The organism is Noviherbaspirillum sp. (assembly GCF_035944575.1).
Classification (GTDB): Bacteria; Pseudomonadota; Gammaproteobacteria; order Burkholderiales; family Burkholderiaceae_D; genus Noviherbaspirillum.
Genome location: NZ_DASZBA010000242.1, coordinates 1 through 17,936, shown reverse-complemented (window position 1 = coordinate 17,936; position 17,936 = coordinate 1). Strand labels below are relative to the sequence as shown.

The 17,936-nt window shown below is 58.6% G+C and carries 17 protein-coding genes; 6 read left to right on the top strand and 11 right to left on the bottom strand.

Annotation, left to right across the window (positions count from 1 at the left end):
- A partial coding sequence (locus VGU61_RS19575) for a DUF2917 domain-containing protein (protein WP_326860966.1) occupies nt 1-310 on the bottom strand: 310 nt, incomplete at its 3' end.
- A gap of 175 nt (nt 311-485) precedes the next feature.
- Between VGU61_RS19575 and VGU61_RS19570 the strand changes: the two genes are divergently transcribed.
- Complete coding sequence (locus tag VGU61_RS19570) at nt 486-1,916, top strand: PLP-dependent aminotransferase family protein (RefSeq protein WP_326860964.1); 1,431 nt, start codon at nt 486-488, stop codon at nt 1,914-1,916.
- Nucleotides 1,917-2,143: 227 nt separating this feature from the next.
- On the opposite strand, the gene parC is transcribed toward VGU61_RS19570, so the two are convergent.
- Genes parC through VGU61_RS19555 form a run of 3 tightly spaced genes read right to left on the bottom strand, consistent with a single transcriptional unit; the run spans nt 2,144 to nt 7,244 of the window.
- Nucleotides 2,144-4,465 (bottom strand): DNA topoisomerase IV subunit A, encoded by a 2,322-nt coding sequence (gene parC, locus VGU61_RS19565; protein WP_326860963.1) that lies wholly within the window; start codon nt 4,463-4,465, stop codon nt 2,144-2,146.
- Nucleotides 4,466-4,487: 22 nt separating this feature from the next.
- The gene (locus tag VGU61_RS19560) at nt 4,488-5,252 is read right to left on the bottom strand and encodes a lytic transglycosylase domain-containing protein (protein ID WP_326860961.1); all 765 of its coding nucleotides are present in this window, start codon (nt 5,250-5,252) and stop codon (nt 4,488-4,490) included.
- A 3-nt stretch (nt 5,253-5,255) separates the two neighbouring features.
- Entirely contained in the window at nt 5,256-7,244 is a 1,989-nt protein-coding gene (locus tag VGU61_RS19555; RefSeq protein ID WP_326860960.1) for a DNA topoisomerase IV subunit B, read from the bottom strand.
- Between the two features lie 342 nt (nt 7,245-7,586).
- Here VGU61_RS19555 and VGU61_RS19550 point away from each other — a divergent pair, with 342 nt between their 5' ends.
- The gene (locus tag VGU61_RS19550; protein WP_326860959.1) at nt 7,587-8,384 is read left to right on the top strand and encodes a response regulator; all 798 of its coding nucleotides are present in this window, start codon (nt 7,587-7,589) and stop codon (nt 8,382-8,384) included.
- 60 nt (nt 8,385-8,444) lie between these two features.
- Here the strand turns inward: VGU61_RS19550 and VGU61_RS19545 are convergent, their stop codons facing one another.
- The 3 genes from VGU61_RS19545 to VGU61_RS19535 are packed head-to-tail and all read right to left on the bottom strand — an operon-like array spanning nt 8,445 to nt 11,069.
- Nucleotides 8,445-9,614, bottom strand: coding sequence for a hypothetical protein (locus tag VGU61_RS19545; RefSeq protein ID WP_326860957.1), 1,170 nt, complete (start codon nt 9,612-9,614; stop codon nt 8,445-8,447).
- The gene (locus VGU61_RS19540) at nt 9,608-10,204 is read right to left on the bottom strand and encodes a GNAT family protein (RefSeq protein ID WP_326860956.1); all 597 of its coding nucleotides are present in this window, start codon (nt 10,202-10,204) and stop codon (nt 9,608-9,610) included. The genes VGU61_RS19545 and VGU61_RS19540 overlap by 7 nt, the downstream gene beginning before the upstream one ends.
- Before the next feature lie 10 nt (nt 10,205-10,214).
- Nucleotides 10,215-11,069 (bottom strand): MoxR family ATPase, encoded by an 855-nt coding sequence (locus tag VGU61_RS19535; protein WP_326860955.1) that lies wholly within the window; start codon nt 11,067-11,069, stop codon nt 10,215-10,217.
- A 133-nt stretch (nt 11,070-11,202) separates the two neighbouring features.
- On the opposite strand from VGU61_RS19535, the gene VGU61_RS19530 reads away from it, so the two are divergent.
- From VGU61_RS19530 to VGU61_RS19520, 3 genes are all read left to right on the top strand, one after another.
- Nucleotides 11,203-13,341, top strand: coding sequence for a site-specific recombinase (locus VGU61_RS19530; protein WP_326860953.1), 2,139 nt, complete (start codon nt 11,203-11,205; stop codon nt 13,339-13,341).
- Nucleotides 13,342-13,525: 184 nt separating this feature from the next.
- Nucleotides 13,526-13,846, top strand: coding sequence for a cytochrome c (locus VGU61_RS19525; RefSeq protein WP_326860952.1), 321 nt, complete (start codon nt 13,526-13,528; stop codon nt 13,844-13,846).
- 12 nt (nt 13,847-13,858) lie between these two features.
- Nucleotides 13,859-14,206, top strand: a complete 348-nt coding sequence (locus VGU61_RS19520) for a c-type cytochrome (RefSeq protein WP_326860951.1) — start codon at nt 13,859-13,861, stop codon at nt 14,204-14,206.
- A gap of 84 nt (nt 14,207-14,290) precedes the next feature.
- Here the strand turns inward: VGU61_RS19520 and VGU61_RS19515 are convergent, their stop codons facing one another.
- Nucleotides 14,291-14,713, bottom strand: coding sequence for a DUF1841 family protein (locus VGU61_RS19515; RefSeq protein WP_326860950.1), 423 nt, complete (start codon nt 14,711-14,713; stop codon nt 14,291-14,293).
- A 144-nt stretch (nt 14,714-14,857) separates the two neighbouring features.
- Here VGU61_RS19515 and VGU61_RS19510 point away from each other — a divergent pair, with 144 nt between their 5' ends.
- Nucleotides 14,858-15,439, top strand: a complete 582-nt coding sequence (locus VGU61_RS19510) for a malonic semialdehyde reductase (protein ID WP_414691668.1) — start codon at nt 14,858-14,860, stop codon at nt 15,437-15,439.
- Between the two features lie 18 nt (nt 15,440-15,457).
- On the opposite strand, the gene nth is transcribed toward VGU61_RS19510, so the two are convergent.
- The 3 genes from nth to VGU61_RS19495 all read right to left on the bottom strand — a co-directional run.
- Complete coding sequence (nth, locus tag VGU61_RS19505) at nt 15,458-16,108, bottom strand: endonuclease III (RefSeq protein WP_326860949.1); 651 nt, start codon at nt 16,106-16,108, stop codon at nt 15,458-15,460.
- Nucleotides 16,105-16,893 carry an electron transport complex subunit RsxB gene (rsxB, locus tag VGU61_RS19500; protein WP_326860948.1) on the bottom strand — a complete coding sequence of 263 codons (789 nt, stop codon included), beginning with the start codon at nt 16,891-16,893 and terminating at the stop codon, nt 16,105-16,107. Before rsxB ends, nth begins: the two co-directional genes overlap by 4 nt.
- A gap of 148 nt (nt 16,894-17,041) precedes the next feature.
- On the bottom strand, nt 17,042-17,936 hold an 895-nt coding region (locus VGU61_RS19495; RefSeq protein ID WP_326860947.1), incomplete at its 5' end, for a polyhydroxyalkanoate depolymerase.

The following is a 17,936-nucleotide window of genomic DNA, read 5'->3' as shown; positions in this document are numbered from 1 at the left end:
TACGATGCGATGTTGCTGGCTGAAGAGTTCGCAGCCTCCCGAGAATGCTTCGCAAACTTCCTTCCCTCCGTCGTACCCTCACCCGGCAAGTCGCGACCCCCTCCACCAGCACCAACCCCTGATTCGGAACCACGAATATCTCGCCCGGCCGCAGCTCAACATCTTCCAGCTGATTAAAAGCAGTGATCAACGCCCGTCCGGACAGGCATTCAATGCCAATGCCCTCCGCACGAACCAGTGATAGGGGATGATTTTCGTGCAATAGCCATTCCACGTGGCTCTGCGGATTAGCGAACAGTACGGGCTGCATGATTTTCTCCTTAAGCTGCGACATGTCTGCAGAGTACGCAGGCCTACACCAGCCAAACAGATGCAGCAAACCGAAATTGTGACCATCACAGCGGCTTGTTCGCCAAACTGTTATGGTCGATATTGCGCGCTGCTGTATCTTATTTATTCGCTGCCTCACAGGTCACAATGTCGCCATGTCCGCCCAACTCAATCTCTATGAAAACTTGGCCGATGAACTCGGCACGCTGATTGCCGGAAGAGTTTTTGCGCCAGGCGACCGGCTGCCGTCGATCAGGCATCTGTCACAGCAGAAACGGCTCTCCATTAGTACCGTGATGCAGGCCCTGCGTCTGCTGGAAGACCGCGGCCTGATCGATGCCAGACCTCAGGCCGGCTTCTATGTACGCCATCGGGCCCGCACGATGGCCGAGGCAGCACCTGCCGAACGGCTCGACGCACCCGGCTATGTCGGGATTTCGAACTTGCTGATGAAGGTGCTCAAGGCCAACGAATCGCCCGGTATCGTGCAGCTCGGGTCCGCATGGCCGCCCGATGAATTGCTCCCGGTGCGGCGCATCCAGAAAGCAATTGCCACGGTTGCGCGGCGCCAGCCGGCAATGCTCAGCCGGGAAACCTGCGTCGACGGCAACGAAACCAACTTCACCCGCCAGGTGATCCGCCGATCACTGGATTGGGGGCGGATCGATCCGGCGGAAATCGTGATCACCAATTCCTGCACCGAGGCGATCAGCCTGTGCCTGCGGGCAGTCGCCAAGCCGGGCGATACGATCGCGATCGAGTCGGCGACCTATTTCGTCATCCTGCAGTTGATCGAAAGCCTGGGCATGAAGGCGCTGGAAATCCCGACCGATCCGCGAACCGGATTGTCGCTGGATGCGCTGGAACTCGCATTGCGGGAAGGGTTGGTGGATGCCTGCCTGTTCATCCCCAATGCCAATAATCCGCTCGGCACCATCATGCCCGAGCAAAACAAGAAGCGGCTCGCGGCGCTGCTGTCCGAGCACGACGTGCCGCTGATCGAAGATGACGTCTTCGGTGACCTGTGCTTCACCGCTGACCGCCCCTGGCCGATCAAGGCCTACGACACCAGCGGAAACGTCATGCTGTGCTCGTCATTCTCCAAAGCCATCACGCCTGCGGCGCGAGTGGGCTATGTCGCCGGAGGAAAATTTGCCGAACGGCTTGCTTTTCTGAAGATGGTGTCCAGTGGCACCACCAGTCACTTTTTCCAGGCGGTGCTGTCGGAGTTTTTCGTCGGCAGCAGCTACGACATTCAATTGCGCAAGATGCGGCGCGCGCTGGTGCAGCGCATCGCGCAGATGTCCGACGCGATCCTGCGTTATTTTCCGGAGGACTGTTCCGTGTCGGAGCCGCAGGGCGGGCTGGTGTTGTGGATCAGGATGCCGGAGGGTGTTGATGCGCTGGCGCTGCATGAAGGCGCGATGCGAAAGGGGATTGCGATCATGCCCGGGCCGTTGTTTTCGGCGTCGGGGAAGTTTGGGAATTACATGCGCCTGAATTGCGGGAATGCGTGGTCGCCGGGGATCGAGGGGGCGGTGAAGTCGCTGGGGGAGTTGGTATATCGGGCGGGTGAGAGAACTTAATAACCTCGTTGCATGCTGGCTAAGGGTTCCCTCCACCTTTCAGGAGGAGAGCTAGGGGTGCCCGGCGTTGGTTGGGGCGGGTCCACGCAGCGGTGTGAAGGTCGAGTAGTTGCATGCGACGAATCAACCTCACTATCCCTGCGCAGGCTGCCCCATCCCAACCTTCCCCTGTCAGGGGGAAGGAGCTTACGGTTTACGAACTTCGCTTGAACATCAAGTGCCAAGCCTTACGACTTCGGCACAATCGCTCTCAACCCGCTCGCCTTCAACCGCGATTCCAGCGCCTTGCCCTTGCGGGCCCGCTTGCCAATATGCTCCCCAAGCGCCGACGCCGACAGCGACAATTCCTGCGCCTTGCCGCCACGCCCTGTACCTGAAACAACTACGCCACGCTGGCTGATCGGCTGGGCGGCGAGCAGTTTCTCGTTCTTCTCCAGCTCCATCAGGATGACGCCGCGTCCGCCGCCCGACAAGGATTTGATTTCATCCATGCCAAACACCAGCAGCCGCCCCTGCTCCGACAGGCAGGCGATCGCGCTGGCATCGCTGCCGACCACCCGTGGCGCCAGCGGCTCATCGCCGTTGTCCATCGTGATGAACGCCTTTCCTGCCTTGATGCGGCTGATCATATCGCCGGCCTTGGTGGTGAAGCCGTAGCCTGCGGTCGATGCCAGCAGCAGCGGCGTGTCCGCCGGGCCCGCGAAGTAGTGCAGCAACCGTGACCCCGGCGCCATTTCGATTAGCGTGGTGACCGGCACGCCATCGCCGCGCGCACCCGGCAACGACGCCACCGGCACCGTGTAAATGCGGCCGTTGGAACCGAAGGCAAACAGGTTGTCGACAGTGCGGCATTCGAAGCAGGCATAGAGGTCGTCACCCGCCTTGAAGGTGAATTGCGATGCGTCGTGTCCGTGGCCGGTGCGGGCGCGTACCCAGCCTTTCTGGGACATCACCACGGTTACCGGCTCGTCGATCACCTTCTGTTCGATGACCGCGCGCTCCGCCGCTTCGATCAGGGTACGGCGCGCATCGCCGAACTGCTTGGCATCGGCTTCAATTTCCTTGATGACCAGCCGCTTCATCGACGATGGATTGTCGAGCAAGTCCTGCAGGACGGTTTTTTCCTTGCGCAGTTCCGCCAGTTCCTGCTGGATCTTGATCGCTTCCAGACGCGCCAACTGGCGCAGCCGAATTTCAAGAATGTCTTCCGCCTGACGGTCGGACAGCTTGAACGCCTGGATCAACGCCGGTTTCGGCTCGTCCGATTCGCGGATGATCCGGATCACCTTGTCGATATTGAGCAGTACCGCCTCCCGACCTTCCAGGATGTGGATGCGGTCATCGACTTTCCGCAGCTTGAATTGCGTGCGGCGGGTGATGGTATGGAAGCGGAATTCGACCCACTCGCGCAGGATGTCGCCGAGCCGCTTCTGGCGCGGACGGCCGTCGCCGCCGATCATCACCAGGTTGATCGATGAACCGGTCTCCAGCGACGTATGCGCCAGCAGGATGTTCATGAACTCGGTCTGATCCTGGTTCTTCGACTTCGGCTCCAGCACCAGGCGCACCGGCGCATCCTTGCCGGATTCGTCGCGGACGCGGTCGAGCACCGACAGCACCATCTGTTTCAGCGCCAGTTGTTCCGGCGTCAGGGATTTCTTGCCGAGCTTGACCTTCGGATTGGTCAGTTCCTCGATTTCCTCCAGCACTTTTTGGGACGACGTGCCGGGCGGCAGCTCGGTCACTACCGCTTGCCATTGTCCGCGCGCGAGGTCTTCGATCTTCCAGCGTGCGCGCACCTTCAGGGTGCCGCGTCCGCTTTCATACATCTCGGCGATGGTGGAGGAGGGTGTGATGATCTGTCCGCCGCCGGGGAAGTCCGGACCCGGAATGATGTCCATCAATTCGGCATGGCTGATCTTCGGATTGCGGATCATCGCCACCGCCGCCTTCGCCACCTCCTGCAGGTTATGCGACGGGATCTCGGTGGCGAGGCCGACCGCGATGCCGGATGCACCATTCAGCAATACGAAAGGCAGCCGCGCCGGCAACAGCTTCGGTTCTTCAGTGGAGCCGTCATAGTTCGGCGCGAAATCGACGGTACCCATGTCGATTTCATCCAGCAGCAGCCTGGCGATCGGCGTCAGCCGCGCTTCGGTGTAGCGCATCGCCGCCGCGCCGTCGCCGTCGCGCGACCCGAAATTGCCCTGGCCGTCGATCAGTGGATAGCGCAGCGAGAAATCCTGCGCCATGCGCACCAGCGCGTCGTACACCGACTGGTCGCCGTGCGGGTGCAGCTTGCCGAGCACATCGCCGACCACGGCCGCGGATTTGCGCGGCTTGGCGGTTGGCCCGAGGCCGAGTTCGCTCATTGCATACAGAATGCGGCGCTGCACCGGCTTCTGTCCGTCGCAGACATCCGGCAAGGCGCGGCCCTTCACAACCGATATCGCATAATCCAGGTAGGCGCGTTCGGCGAAGGTGGCCAGCGTCAGCGATTCGCCGTCCGCGGCCGGCATTTCTTCAAAAAGATTGGCTTGTTCAGTCATTGCGTTCGTCAGTTATTCGGTATTAATCCAACATCGCGGTCGGCATGTTGCGCCGTCCGGGTATGGTCATGTGAATGCGTTTGGCGGCGGTGCCGGAAAAGGTTGTTACAGCGAGTTTTGCCGCTGCCGGCTGGTAAAGGCGATAGAACTGCGTGACCAGCCTCACGTAATTCCGGGTTTCCGGATAAGGCGGAATACTGTTCTTGTATTTTTGCACCGCGCCTTCGCCGGCGTTGTACGACGCCACAACCAGATCGGGCTGGTCCGGAAACATCCTGTGCAGATCCCGCAGATAGCGCGCTCCCAGGCGGATATTGGTTTTCGGATCGGTCAGCTTCTGTTCCACGGTCTTCTTTTTGTCGCCCTGCAAACCGTAGCGCTCGGCGGTGGCGGGCATGATCTGCATCAGGCCGACTGCCCCCTTGGGCGATACCGCCGCCGGGTTGAAAGCCGACTCCGCCGCCATCACCGCCTTAAGCAGCGCCGGGTCCAGCGAGAATTCCTGCGCCGCCTGGAGCAGGAGGGGCTCGAACTTCTTCAGGTTCGGATGCTGTACCAGGTAATTGGTAAGCGGCGTCGAAACCTGTGCCGTGCCGGTTTCCGGCTGCGCTCCTATCCTGGAGGAGTCGAAATCGCCTCCTTGCATGAAGAGCTGATAGCGGTTATCCAGTTTTTCGGTCGAAAAATGTGCGATGCCCTCGCCATCGATATAGCCGTAGATGTCGGCATGCGCCGGCAACGCCGACAGGCCAAGGCAATACACCAGTAGCAGACCGGGCAATCGCATCGTTCAGATATCCGCTTCCGCTTCGTTGCCGTGCTCTTCCAGCCAGGCGCGCCGTGCGGCTGCCTCCCCTTTGCCCATCAGCATATTGAAGCGGCCTTCCGATGCAGCCAGGTCGAAGTCGCCAAGCGATACCGGCAGCAGGCGGCGTGTATCCGGATTCATCGTGGTCTCCCAGAGCTGCTCGGCATTCATCTCGCCGAGGCCCTTGAAACGGGAGATGCTCCAGCCGCCGTCCTTGACGCCATCCTTGCGCAGCTTGTCCTCGATCGCTTCCAGTTCGCCGTCGTCGAGCGCATAGAATTTTTGTGCTTGCTTCTTCCCGCGGGCCGGTGCGTCAACGCGATACAGCGGCGGCCGGGCAATGCAAATATTGCCCCGTGCGATCAACTGGGGGAAATGCTTGAAGAACAGAGTCAGCAGCAGCACCTGGATGTGCGAGCCATCGACGTCCGCATCGGACAGGATGCAGATCTTGCCGTAGCGGAGGCCGGACAGGTCCGGCGTGTCGTTCGGGCCATGCGGATCGACGCCGATTGCCACCGCGATGTCGTGGATCTCGTTGTTCGCGAACAGCCGGTCACGTTCGGTCTCCCAGGAATTGAGCACTTTGCCGCGCAAGGGCAGGATGGCCTGGAATTCCTTGTCGCGCCCCATTTTCGCCGAACCGCCTGCGGAATCTCCCTCCACCAGGAACAATTCATTGCGGGTGACGTCATCCGATTCGCAATCGGTCAGCTTGCCGGGCAGGACGGCGACGCCGGACGATTTTTTCTTCTCGACCTTTTGCGCCGACCGCAGCCGCGACTGCGCCTGCTTGATCACCAATTCCGCCAGCTTCTTGCCGTAGTCGACATGCTGGTGCAGCCACAATTCCAGCGCCGGGCGGGTGAAGGAGGAAACCAGCCGCACTGCGTCGCGGGAATTCAGCCTTTCCTTGATCTGCCCCTGGAATTGCGGGTCCAGCACTTTGGCGGACAGCACGAATGACACCCGTGCAAACACGTCTTCAGGCAGCAGCTTCACGCCCTTGGGCAGCAGCGAATGCATTTCGACGAAGCTCTTTACCGCATTGAACAAGCCATCGCGCAAGCCAGCCTCATGTGTACCGCCGGCCGACGTGGGAATCAGGTTGACGTAGGATTCGCGCACGATCGCGCCTTCCTCCGTCCAGGCCACGACCCAGGCCGCGCCTTCGCCTTCGGCAAATCCTTCGGCATCGGCATTCGCGTACTGTTCGCCTTCGAAAAGCGGAATCAGCGGATCGGCGTGGGACGCCTGTGCGAGCGATTCCACCAGGTAGCCGCGCAAGCCCTGGTCATATTGCCAGGTCTGGGATTCGCCGGTCTTCGCATGGGTGAGCGTGACTTTCACGCCGGGCAGCAGGACCGCCTTGGAGCGCAGCAGGCGCTGCAGTTCCCCCTGGGGAATGAGCGGTGAATCGAAGTATTTCGGATTGGGCCACACGGTGACACGGGTACCGGATTTCTTTTCGTCGCGTGCCAGAGGACGGGATTTCAGTTTCTGAACCACGTCGCCGTCGGCGAATGTGAGCTGGTGCAGGCCGCCTTCGCGCCAGACAGAAATCTCCAGACGGGAGGCCAGGGCATTGGTCACCGACACACCGACGCCATGCAAGCCGCCGGAGAATGAGTAAGCACCGCCGGAGCCCTTGTCGAACTTGCCGCCCGCATGCAGACGGGTAAAGACGATCTCCACCGTCGGGACTTTTTCCTCCGGATGCAGGCCGACCGGAATGCCGCGTCCGTCATCCTCGACGCTCACGCTGCCATCGGTGTTCAGCGTGATGATGATGTTTTTGCAATATCCGCCAAGTGCTTCGTCGGAGGCGTTATCGATCACTTCCTGGATGATGTGCAGCGGGTTTTCTGTTCGTGTGTACATGCCGGGCCGCTGCTTGACCGGCTCGAGTCCCTTGAGGACCCGGATGGATGATTCGCTGTAATCGGATGCGGAAGATTTTTTAGTGGCCATTCAGTAAGACGCTAGGTGATCGGTATGCTTGCGGACCGCATTTAAACACAAATGAGAGTCCATGCATTCTAATGAAAAAACAGACGGACCTGCCGTCCGGAAGCAGTAATCAGGGGATTTATATGGGAGCGGAATGCCGTTTTCCTAGATGCGGAAGCGGCATTTTCGGTGCGTCCCGTATCCTTCCCCGGCACGAAAAACACCCGGATCGGCACCAACCAGTCAGGATATGAAGATGGCGGTGTAATCATGCAACAAAGAAACAATTAATATGATGCAACTTTAAAAAAATTTATAAAATGCGACACTATGTCCGCCCACCCTTTCCCTTTTGCAGTTCGCATGATCGGATTTTCGTCTGAAGAAGAGGAGCAGTTCGACGCCGTTTTCACGAACGAACAGGGTAAAGGCTACGGGTATTTCCGCTTGCAGGAAGATAACTTACGGGATCCGGATATCTACCTTGCCAATGGACTGTCCTTGCGCGCGCTGGTGCGGTTGTCCGACCTCCGCCCAAGCGGTGTTCGTCCTGCGCTGCTGGTTGGAAAGCCGGACTTGGAGTTGCCTTACCCATATATCGGGCAGCCGGTCGAATGGCATAGGTTGTTCGAGGCGCTCGACGATATGGTTGAGAAAAGGGCGGACGCGCTTTCCAGGCTGGAAGCATCGGATGTCGTCACGGTCCCCGAGCGCCGCCGCCGTGACCGGCTGGACCTTGATCTGCGCGACCCGGCGGAATACGAGCGCATGCGCGCCAAGCTTCCGGAGAACGGCATGGTACTGGTGGTGGACAAGAACCCCATGCTCAGTGATCATCTCGGCAAAATGGTCGCCCGCTACCGGTTGATGGTGGATTGGGTAAGCAATGAAGCGGAGGCAGTTGCATTTTGCAAGCAGCAAAGCGTCGCGATTCTGATCGTAAATACATCCACCGCGAGCATCGATGCGTATCGCCTGTGCCGGACCGTCAAGGATAACCAGCCCGGACTAAAGATCGCCGTCATCTTCCTCACGGGCCGGAATTTCAGCTACGACCTTGCACGGGCGCGCGAAGCAGGCGCCGACGGCTATCTGACCAAACCCCTGGTCAGCCAACATTTACTCAGCGCATTGAAGAAATTCCTGCCAAATGTTCGCTGAAGCGTCGCATTGAAACATCAGCGGCGCAGACAGGCATGGGGCCTGCCGTGCCCATCGATGTTACTTGCTGAGCAGCCGCATGCCCCGTTCCAGTCCATCGATCGTCACCGGGAACATCCGGTTGTTCATGATCTGGCGGATCACTGAAATCGATTGCCGGTACTGCCACAAACCTTCCGGTTCCGGATTGAGCCAGATGAATTTCGGGAAGGTGCTGGTAAAGCGCTGCAGCCAGGTTGCGCCTGCTTCCTCGTTGTTGTACTCCACCGAGCCGCCGGGTTGCAGGATTTCGTAGGGACTCATGGTGGCGTCGCCGACGAAAATCACCTTGGTATCGGGCGTGTACTTGCGCAGGATGTCCCAGGTCGGAAAGCGTTCCGCATGCCGGCGGCGATTGTTCTTCCACAGATAGTCATAAACGCAGTTGTGGAAGTAATAAAACTCCATGTTCTTGAATTCCGTCTTGGCGGCGGAAAACAGTTCCTCGGTGCGGGCGATATGGTCATCCATCGTGCCGCCGACGTCGAGGAGCATCAAAACCTTGATGTTGTTCTTGCGTTCCGGTTGCATCTTGATGTCGAGATAGCCCGCATTGTTGGCGGTGGCGCGAATGGTATCGTCAAGGGCGAATTCCTCCTCGGCGCCTTCGCGGGCGAACTTGCGCAGGCGGCGCAGCGCCACCTTGATGTTGCGGGTGCCGAGTTCGCGTTCGTCGTCATAGTCGCGGTAGGAGCGTGCCTCCCACACCTTGACCGCCGTGCGGTTGCCGCCTTCGCCGCCGATCCGGATGCCTTCCGGATTCTCGCCGCCGTTGCCGAAAGGCGAGGTGCCGCCGGTACCGATCCACTTGTTGCCGCCTTCATGGCGTTCCTTCTGTTCCTTCAGCAGTTCCTTGAGGCGATCCATCAGCTTGTCGTAGCCGAACTTCTCGATCGCCGCCTTCTGCTCCGGCGTCAGTTCGCGCTCCATGCGCTTCATCAGCCATTCCAGCGGGATTTCCGGGTGCTTTTCGAAAATCGTGTCGATGCCCTTGAAGTACATCCCGAACGCCTTGTCGAACTTGTCATAGTGCGCTTCATCCTTGACGAGCGTGGTGCGCGACAGGAAGTAGAAATCGTCCAGGGACGGGCTGATCACGTTCTTTTGCATCGCTTCCAGCAGCATCAGGAATTCCTTGATCGATACCGGAATCTTTGCGTCTTTCAGCGTGAAGAAAAAATCGATTAACACGATACATCCTCGAGTTTGTATTGCAGATGGCGCCTGACGGTCGGCCACTCGGCATCAATGATGGAAAACACCACCGTGTCGCGGTATGAGCCGTCGGCCATGCGCTGGTGGTTGCGCAGAACACCATCCTGTTTTGCGCCCAGCCGCGTGATCGCGTTGCGGGAAGCGTGGTTCATCCAGTGGGTACGGAATTCCACAGCGATGCAGCGGAGTTCGTCGAATGCGTGCGTCAGCAACAAGAGTTTGGCTTCGGTGTTGAGCGCAGTGCGCTGCACGCTCCTCGCATACCAGGTCGAGCCGATTTCCACGCGCCGATGCACGGCATCGATGTTCATGTAGGTCGTCATGCCGCAGATGGCGCCCGTATCCTGCCGCCGCACCGTGAAGGGCAGCATGATGCCTTGCTCCTGCAAACCCAGCCGCCTGACGACTTCCTTTTCCATGTCGTCGGGCGACGCGATCACGGTGTACCACAGTTTCCACAACTCGCCGTCGCGCACCGCATCCTTCAAGCCGTCAAGGTGCTGCAGCGCCAGCGGTTCAAGCTTCACATGGCGGCCTGCCAGTATTGCCGGTTGCGCGAACCCCATGACGGCATCATCACCGGTTGGTGCGCGACATGAATACCAGCCGCTCGAACAGGTGCACGTCCTGCTCGTTTTTCAGCAACGCGCCATGCAACGGCGGAACGATATTCTTCGTATCCTTGCTGCGCAGCGCTTCCGGTGGAATGTCTTCCGCCAGCAGCAGCTTCAGCCAGTCGAGCAGTTCGGACGTCGACGGCTTCTTCTTCAGGCCGGCGACTTCGCGCACTTCATAGAAAGTTTGCAGCGCCTGTGCAAGCAAATCCTTTTTCAGCTGCGGGAAGTGGACATCGACGATCTGCGCCATGGTGTCCTTGTCCGGGAATTTGATGTAGTGGAAGAAGCAGCGGCGGAGGAAGGCGTCCGGCAGTTCCTTCTCGTTGTTCGACGTGATGATCACCAGCGGGCGGTTTTTCGCCTTGACCATCTCGCGCGTCTCGTAAACAAAGAACTCCATGCGGTCCAGTTCGCGCAGCAGGTCGTTCGGGAATTCGATATCGGCCTTGTCGATCTCGTCGATCAGCAGCACCACCTGCTGGTCGGCGGTAAAGGCCTGCCACAGCACGCCCTTAACGATGTAGTTATGGATGTCCTTGACGCGCTCGTCGCCAAGCTGCGAATCGCGCAGGCGCGACACCGCGTCGTATTCATACAGGCCTTGTTGTGCCTTGGTAGTTGACTTGATATGCCATTGCAGCAAGGGCATGCCGAGCGCTTCCGCCACTTCTTCGGCCAGCATGGTTTTGCCTGTGCCGGGCTCGCCTTTGATGAGCAAAGGACGCTGCAAGGTGAGGGCGGCATTGACCGCGAGTTTCAGATCAGCGGTGGCAACATAATTTTGGGAACCTTCAAAGCGTGTTTCTTGTCGCATGGCACGTGTCATCAAGAAGAAAATAAAACCAAGTATAAGCGAGAAAGAACTTGCGAGCCGGTGACGCACTGACAACGCCGCGGATTAATCGGCTATTCCACCCGTTTCCACCCTGTTCCCCGAAAACCGATACATGAAAATTACCTTTCTCAGGCTATGGGTGATGTGGCGCCGCTTCTGCCGCGCCTCTCCGCACCACAACAAGCACCATTTGCAGTATTCCCTGCAGGTCGATGCCCTGATGCGGCGCGCCAATCCCTTCGCCGGATGGAGCGAGCGCGCCAACTGGATGATCGATGTGGCGGACTGGCTGCGCCGCGGTCCGAAAACCAGCCTTCTGGACGAAGAGGCCTGGCGGCGGATACGGCAGCAACGCACCGCATTTCTGCTCGATTGGCTTGATAATCATCGCGCCGTTCGTCGCGTCGTGCAGGCGACCCTGCAAAAAACGCTGCGCGAAGCAGTTGGTCCGGAGCTGTTCTGTGCCACCGGGCTGCCCCGTGAACCGGCTTTTTTCAGCGAGCTGGCGCAGCGGCTGACCAAGGCCGTGCTGCCGAAGCCGCCTTCCCGGCATGATTTGTCCACCCTGCTGACATCGATGTTCCCGACCCGGGGCGACGCCGACTGGCTGCTTGGGCTCGACGATGCCACACTGGCACGGATCTGGCGCTTGTGTGCGGATGACAGCATCGAGCACAGTTACCGGCAGCAGATCGACGAAGCCCTTATCTACCTGGCCACCATGATCGTCGCCGTCGGCATCAGCCAGGACGTCCGCGATAGACTGGAACCCAAACTGGCCATGCAGGCCACGCCGTTCATGGCATTGCGGCGTGAACTCGAAAAGTATCTGGCGGCAGGCCCGCATGATGAAGCCGCGCTGCGAAGCGTGCGGATGCTGATCGCGGTATGCCAGGCGCAAACCGACCGCATCTACGCGCACCTCGACGAATACGGCGTGTCGGTCGGATTGGTTTACAAGATCGAACGCATGCGTGCGCAATTGAAGCGCATGGCGCGGTTGATCGACTTGCGTTCCGCACCGAAGTCCGACACCGGCGCCCATGCCGGCCAGGCACAAACGCTCATCGTCGACCTGATCAACGCGCATCGCCTTCGTTCGTCCGTCAGCGGTCTTGTTCGCCGAAGCTTCTCGCTGCTGGCGCGAAAAATGGTGGAGCGGAATGCGTCGCACGGTGAACAATACATCGCGCGCGACAGGGCGGAATACAGCGCCTTGCTCAAGGCGGCCTGTGTCGGTGGCGTGCTGACAGCGCTGGCGGTCATGGGCAAATTTGCCTTGTCCGGGGTGGGGCTTGCGCACTTCTTCAACGGCGCAGCCGCGTCGCTGGTATATATCCTGGTGTTCCTGGCGATTTCCGCGCTGGGCGGCGTATTGGCAACCAAGCAACCTGCGGTCACGGCGCCCGCGCTCGCCGCCAAAATGGGAGCGCTCGACACGGTCGATGGCTTGCGCTCGCTGCTGACGGAAATCATTTGCCTGCTGCGCTCCCAGGCGGCGGCGGTAATCGGCAACCTTGTTGCGGTCATACCGACCATGCTCGCCGTATCGTTCGCCGTCCTTAGCCTCACAGGCACATCAATACTCACCCCGGAAAAAGCCCATGCAACCATCAGCGGACTTTCGTTGCTGGGGCCGACGCCGCTGTTTGCGGCATTTACAGGCGTGTTGCTATGGCTGGCCAGTCTCGCGGCCGGGTTCGCCGATAACTGGTTCGCGCTGCACCGTTTGCGCGATGCACTGGCCCATCACCGTCGCGTGGTGCATGCGCTAGGCGCACCAAGGGCCGAGCGCTGGGCGTGCTGGCTTGAGAGCCACCTCGCAGCCACCGTCAGCAATGTGTCGCTGGGCATCATGCTCGGCATGGCACCGGTACTGGCCCAGTTTTTCGGGCTGCCGGTCGATGTTCGCCATGTCACGCTATCGACCGGGGCATTGACTGCCGCCGCCGTAAGTCTTGGCTGGGACGTGTTTGCAACGGTTCCGTTCTGGCAGGCTGTCGGTGGTGTCCTGGTCATCGGATTGATGAATGTCGGCGTTGCATTCAGTTGTGCCTTCATGCTTGCCTTGCGCGCTCGGGATGTGCCGCGGCGTGTGAGTCGCCGGGTGATGAAGGCGCTGGTCCTTCGGCTCGCCGCCGCACCACGTTCATTCTTCTGGCCGGAGAAGCCCGGTGCGGCGGTTGGCGCTATGCGGAGCAGGTCGGAGGATAGGCCGGAGCAACGCAAACGGCGGCGCACCGGGTCATGATGCGATGGCGCGTCCGGCCATCGGTAGATTCGCCGTGGACTGCGCGCCGCTGTTAAGGTAGAATTAAGCGTTTTTGGTGCAACGAAGCAACTCTCAATGGTTGTATAAATTCCTGAATAAATCCGAATATGCCATGAGCCGTCACCGCACCAAGCCAGTTTCGCATTAATTATCCCCAGAAATCATGAAAAAACTATTTGCGCTTCTCGCGCTCGCGAGTGCCGCCAACTTCGCTGCAGCCGCAGAGGTAGTAGGTGACGCTAAAGCTGCCGGCAGCAAGGTTGCAATGTGTATCGGCTGCCATGGCATTCCGGGTTACAAGGCGACTTTCCCCGAGGTGTATCAGGTCCCAATGATTGGTGGCCAGAGTGCGAAGTATATTGAGAGCGCGCTGCGTGCCTATCAGAAAGGCGAGCGCAAGCATCCGTCGATGCGTGGTATCGCCGCTGGTTTGTCGGATCAGGACATTGCCGACGTCGCTGCCTACTACTCTCAGCAGAAATAAGGGACAGTCACCATGAAGAAAATGTTTGCAGGCGCCATGGCTTTGGCCGCCTTCGTTTCGCTGAACGCATCAGCGGCCGATATCGCCGCCGGCAAGGCAGCCGCCGAAAAATACAATTGTTTCTCCTGCCACGGCAAGGATTACAACACGCCGATCGATCCAACCTATCCGAAGCTTGCGGGTCAGCATGAAGACTATCTTCGTCAGTCGCTCATCAGCTACCAGCGTGGTGCCGACGGCGCGAACGGCCGCGGTAATGCAATCATGGTCGCTCAGGCAAAGCAACTGTCACGCAAGGACATAGAAAATATTTCTGCTTACCTGCACAGCCTTCCGGGTTCGCTGGTTCTGCGGAAATAATTCGATCTCTGAAGATCTATCTGTGCAAAAAGCCACGGCGTGCCGTGGCTTTTTGTTTACCTGCTGAGTTGTCGGGTTTTTCTGTTAACGCCGCTTTACGCATTCAATATATGCCGCGCCATCGGGCGGCAATCCGCTGCGCTGCGAATTCCAGACCATTTCACCAAGACATTCCATCATCTGGTGATGCGCTTCATGTTCGGAGCCAAGGCGGTTGGCAAGCGCTGTAAATGCCGCACGGATGCCCGGCGGCTGGTCTATCGATATCTGCTCCGCGATCGACAGGTGCATCGACAGATGCAGGAAAGGATTGCTCTGACCGCGTTCAACCGAATAGTCGGCCGCCAGCGCTTCGTCCAGATTAGCAAGCGCATCGGCATACTCTCCATGCTGAACGATCCAGTCACGGGCAACCGCTTCAAGCGGCGTCAGGATTTCTTTTGACTGATCCTTGCGAAATGTTTCGCAGAAAAAACGGCGCACATCGTGTTGGGAAGGATTGAACATTGTCTCGGTACAAAAGATGTATGAAGGTTGCCGATGGTTCCACGTCGCCGGAAACTATTGTCAAAGGTTTCGATTAAGATAAGCACGGACTTTCGCATCACAAGTGCGGAAGGATCATTTCAACCATTCACCCATGGGATTTTCATGTTGAACGACCAGGCATTGGACACATTATTCCGCAACGCACGCACGCATAACGGCTGGATCGACCGACCGGTCTCAGACGAACAGCTCCAGCAGATCTACGACTTGATGAAATGGGGCCCAACTTCCGCAAATTGCTCGCCCGCGCGTATCATTTTCGTCAAGACGCCCGACGCCAAGAAAAAACTGCTGGCTTGCATGGATGCCGGCAATATCGCCAAGACGGAATCCGCGCCGGTCACAGCCATTATCGGCATGGACATGGAGTTTTACGAAAAACTCCCCCAACTTTTCCCCCATACCGACGCCCGGTCCTGGTTTGCCGGCAATGCACAGAAAATCGACACCACCGCATTGCGCAATTCCTCGCTCCAAGGCGGCTATTTCATCCTGGCCGCCCGCGCCGTCGGACTGGATTGTGCGCCCATGTCGGGATTCAATGCCGATGCGGTCAATGCCGCATTCTTCGCGGGCACGCCCGTCAAGGCGAACTTCGTCTGCAGTCTCGGCTACGGCGACACCAGCAAGCTGCACGCACGCGGACCGCGACTGGCGTTCGACGAGGCTTGCAAAATCGTTTGATTCTTAAACGCCGCGCATCTAAACCGCTTTGGTCGGCAACGGTGTTTTCGGCTGGTACTCGCACAGGTCGGCAATAATGCAGTTCCAGCATTGCGGCGTACGCGCGACGCAGGTATATCGACCGTGCAGAATTAACCAGTGATGCGCATCGTGCTTGAACTCATCGGGCACGACTTTCAACAATTCAAGTTCCACCTGGTCGACATTTTTGCCGGGTGCAAGTCCGGTGCGGTTGCTGACACGAAAAATATGGGTGTCGACTGCAATCGTCGGTTCGCCGAATGCCGTATTGAGAACGACATTGGCTGTCTTGCGGCCTACCCCGGGAAGTGCTTCCAGGTCCGTGCGTAAGCGGGGCACTTCACCACCATGCTTCTCCAGGAGGATGCGGCATGTCTCGATCACGTTTTTAGCCTTGTTGCGGTACAGCCCGATCGTGCGAATGTACGAGGTCAGCTCCTCGACGCCGAGCGCATAGATGGCGGCCGGTGTTGACGCCACCGGGAAAAGCAGGCGAGTTGCCTTGTTGACGGAGACATCCGTCGCCTGGGCCGAAAGAATGACAGAAATAAGGAGTTCGAACGGGGTGGTGTATTCGAGCTCGGTAGTCGGATGCGGATTGGCGGTCCGGAACCGCCGGAAAATCTCCATGCGCTGGTCGGCGTTCATCGCTTGTCTTCGTTTTGTTGTTCCAGTCTGGTGTTGACTTCATGAATCTGCTTGCGCACCGAACGCGACACATCGTTCAAGCCCGTCGATTGCGATGGCGGAAGCGCCGCCATCTGTTCTTTTCTCTGGCGTGCCCTTTCGATCGCTGCCTGAATGATGGCTTTTTTGCGTTCCTGGGCTGCCCGTTCTTCGGGCGTGCCACAAGATTCCACTTCGGCCTGCTTGAGTTTTGCGGCCGCCTTAGCCGCTAGTCTAGCGTCGTTTTCTTCCTTCTCCCGTCGCAGGTGGAAAATCCGGAACTGGTGCCGCTCGCGGGCAGCCTCCGCCTGTTGCTGCGACCAGGCATCCCAGCCGGTTCTTCCCGGCGTTACTTCCTCCATCGCTATGCAATCCACAGGGCAGGGCGCAACGCATAGATCACAACCGGTGCAAAGGTCCGTCACCACCGTATGCATCTGCTTGGCTGCCCCGACAATCGCATCAACCGGGCACGCCTGAATGCATAATGTGCAGCCGATGCATAGTTCCTCATCGATCACTGCCACCGGGCGCGGGCGCTCGACGCCATTCGCAGGATTGAGCGGAATGACGGGCTTTCCGAGCAAAACTGCCAGCCGTGCTATTCCCTCCGCGCCTCCGGGAGGGCACTGATTGATGGGAGCCTTGTCATCGGCAATGGCTTCCGCATAAGGGCGGCACGCCGGATAGCCGCATTTCGTGCATTGGGTCTGTGGTAGCAGATCTTCGATGCGGTCGGCCAGGGATGTGAGATTCGAAGAAAACACGTGGAAAGGTTTGGAAGTAAAACGGGATTATCCCGGCAAACCCGTCTGGCTTCAAATGAAAAAGCCGTTTGCCCTGGCGGGAAACGGCTTTTTCCGTACGGCTTGTTGATGAAATCGGCGTTTGTCCTTCGAATACGGACGCAGAAATTCAGGAATGTTGCTGAATGAATGTGCCGATTTTCGGGCAGATCACATCGCGCCAGCGGCGGCCGGAGAAGATCCCGTAATGGCCGCATTTTGGTGCCGTGAAATGCTGCTTCTTCGATTTCGGTATGCTGGAACACAAATCATGAGCCGCCTGTGTCTGACCTGAACCGGAAATGTCGTCGAGTTCGCCTTCAATTGTGAACAAGGCGACGCTCTTGATGTCCTGCGGACGCACCAGTTTGCCTTCGACTTCCCATGTGCCTTTTGGAAGATGAAATTCCTGGAAGACAGTCTTGATCGTTTCCAGGTAATACTCCGCCGGCATGTCGAGCACGGCATTGTATTCATCGTAGAACTTGCGATGCTCTTCTGCAGACTCGTTATCGCCTTTCCGCAGATGCATGTAGAAATCCCAGTGGCTCTGTGCATGACGGCTCGGGTTCATCGCAACGAAACCGGCGTGTTGCAGGAAGCCTGGATAGACCTTGCGCCCGAAACCAGGATAATTCGCTGGCACGCTGTAGATCACCTTTGTCTCGAACCATGAAAAAGGCTTTTCCGTAGCCAGGTTGTTTACCTCTGTCGGGGATCGACGCGGATCGATCGGGCCGCCCATCATCGTCATCGTTTTCGGCAGCTTGGGGTCGTTATCCGTTGCCATCAATGCAATTGCCGCCAATACGGGGACGGTAGGCTGGCAAACCGAAATTACATGCAGGTCCGGTCCGAGCTTGCGGATGAAATCCTGTACATAGTAGATGTAGTCGTGAAGATGGAACGGGCCTTCGGAAAGCGGAACCATGCGTGCATCGGTCCAGTCGGTAATGTACACATCATGGCTGGAGAGCAAGGCGCGGACAGTGTCGCGCAGAAGAGTCGAATGATGCCCGGACAAG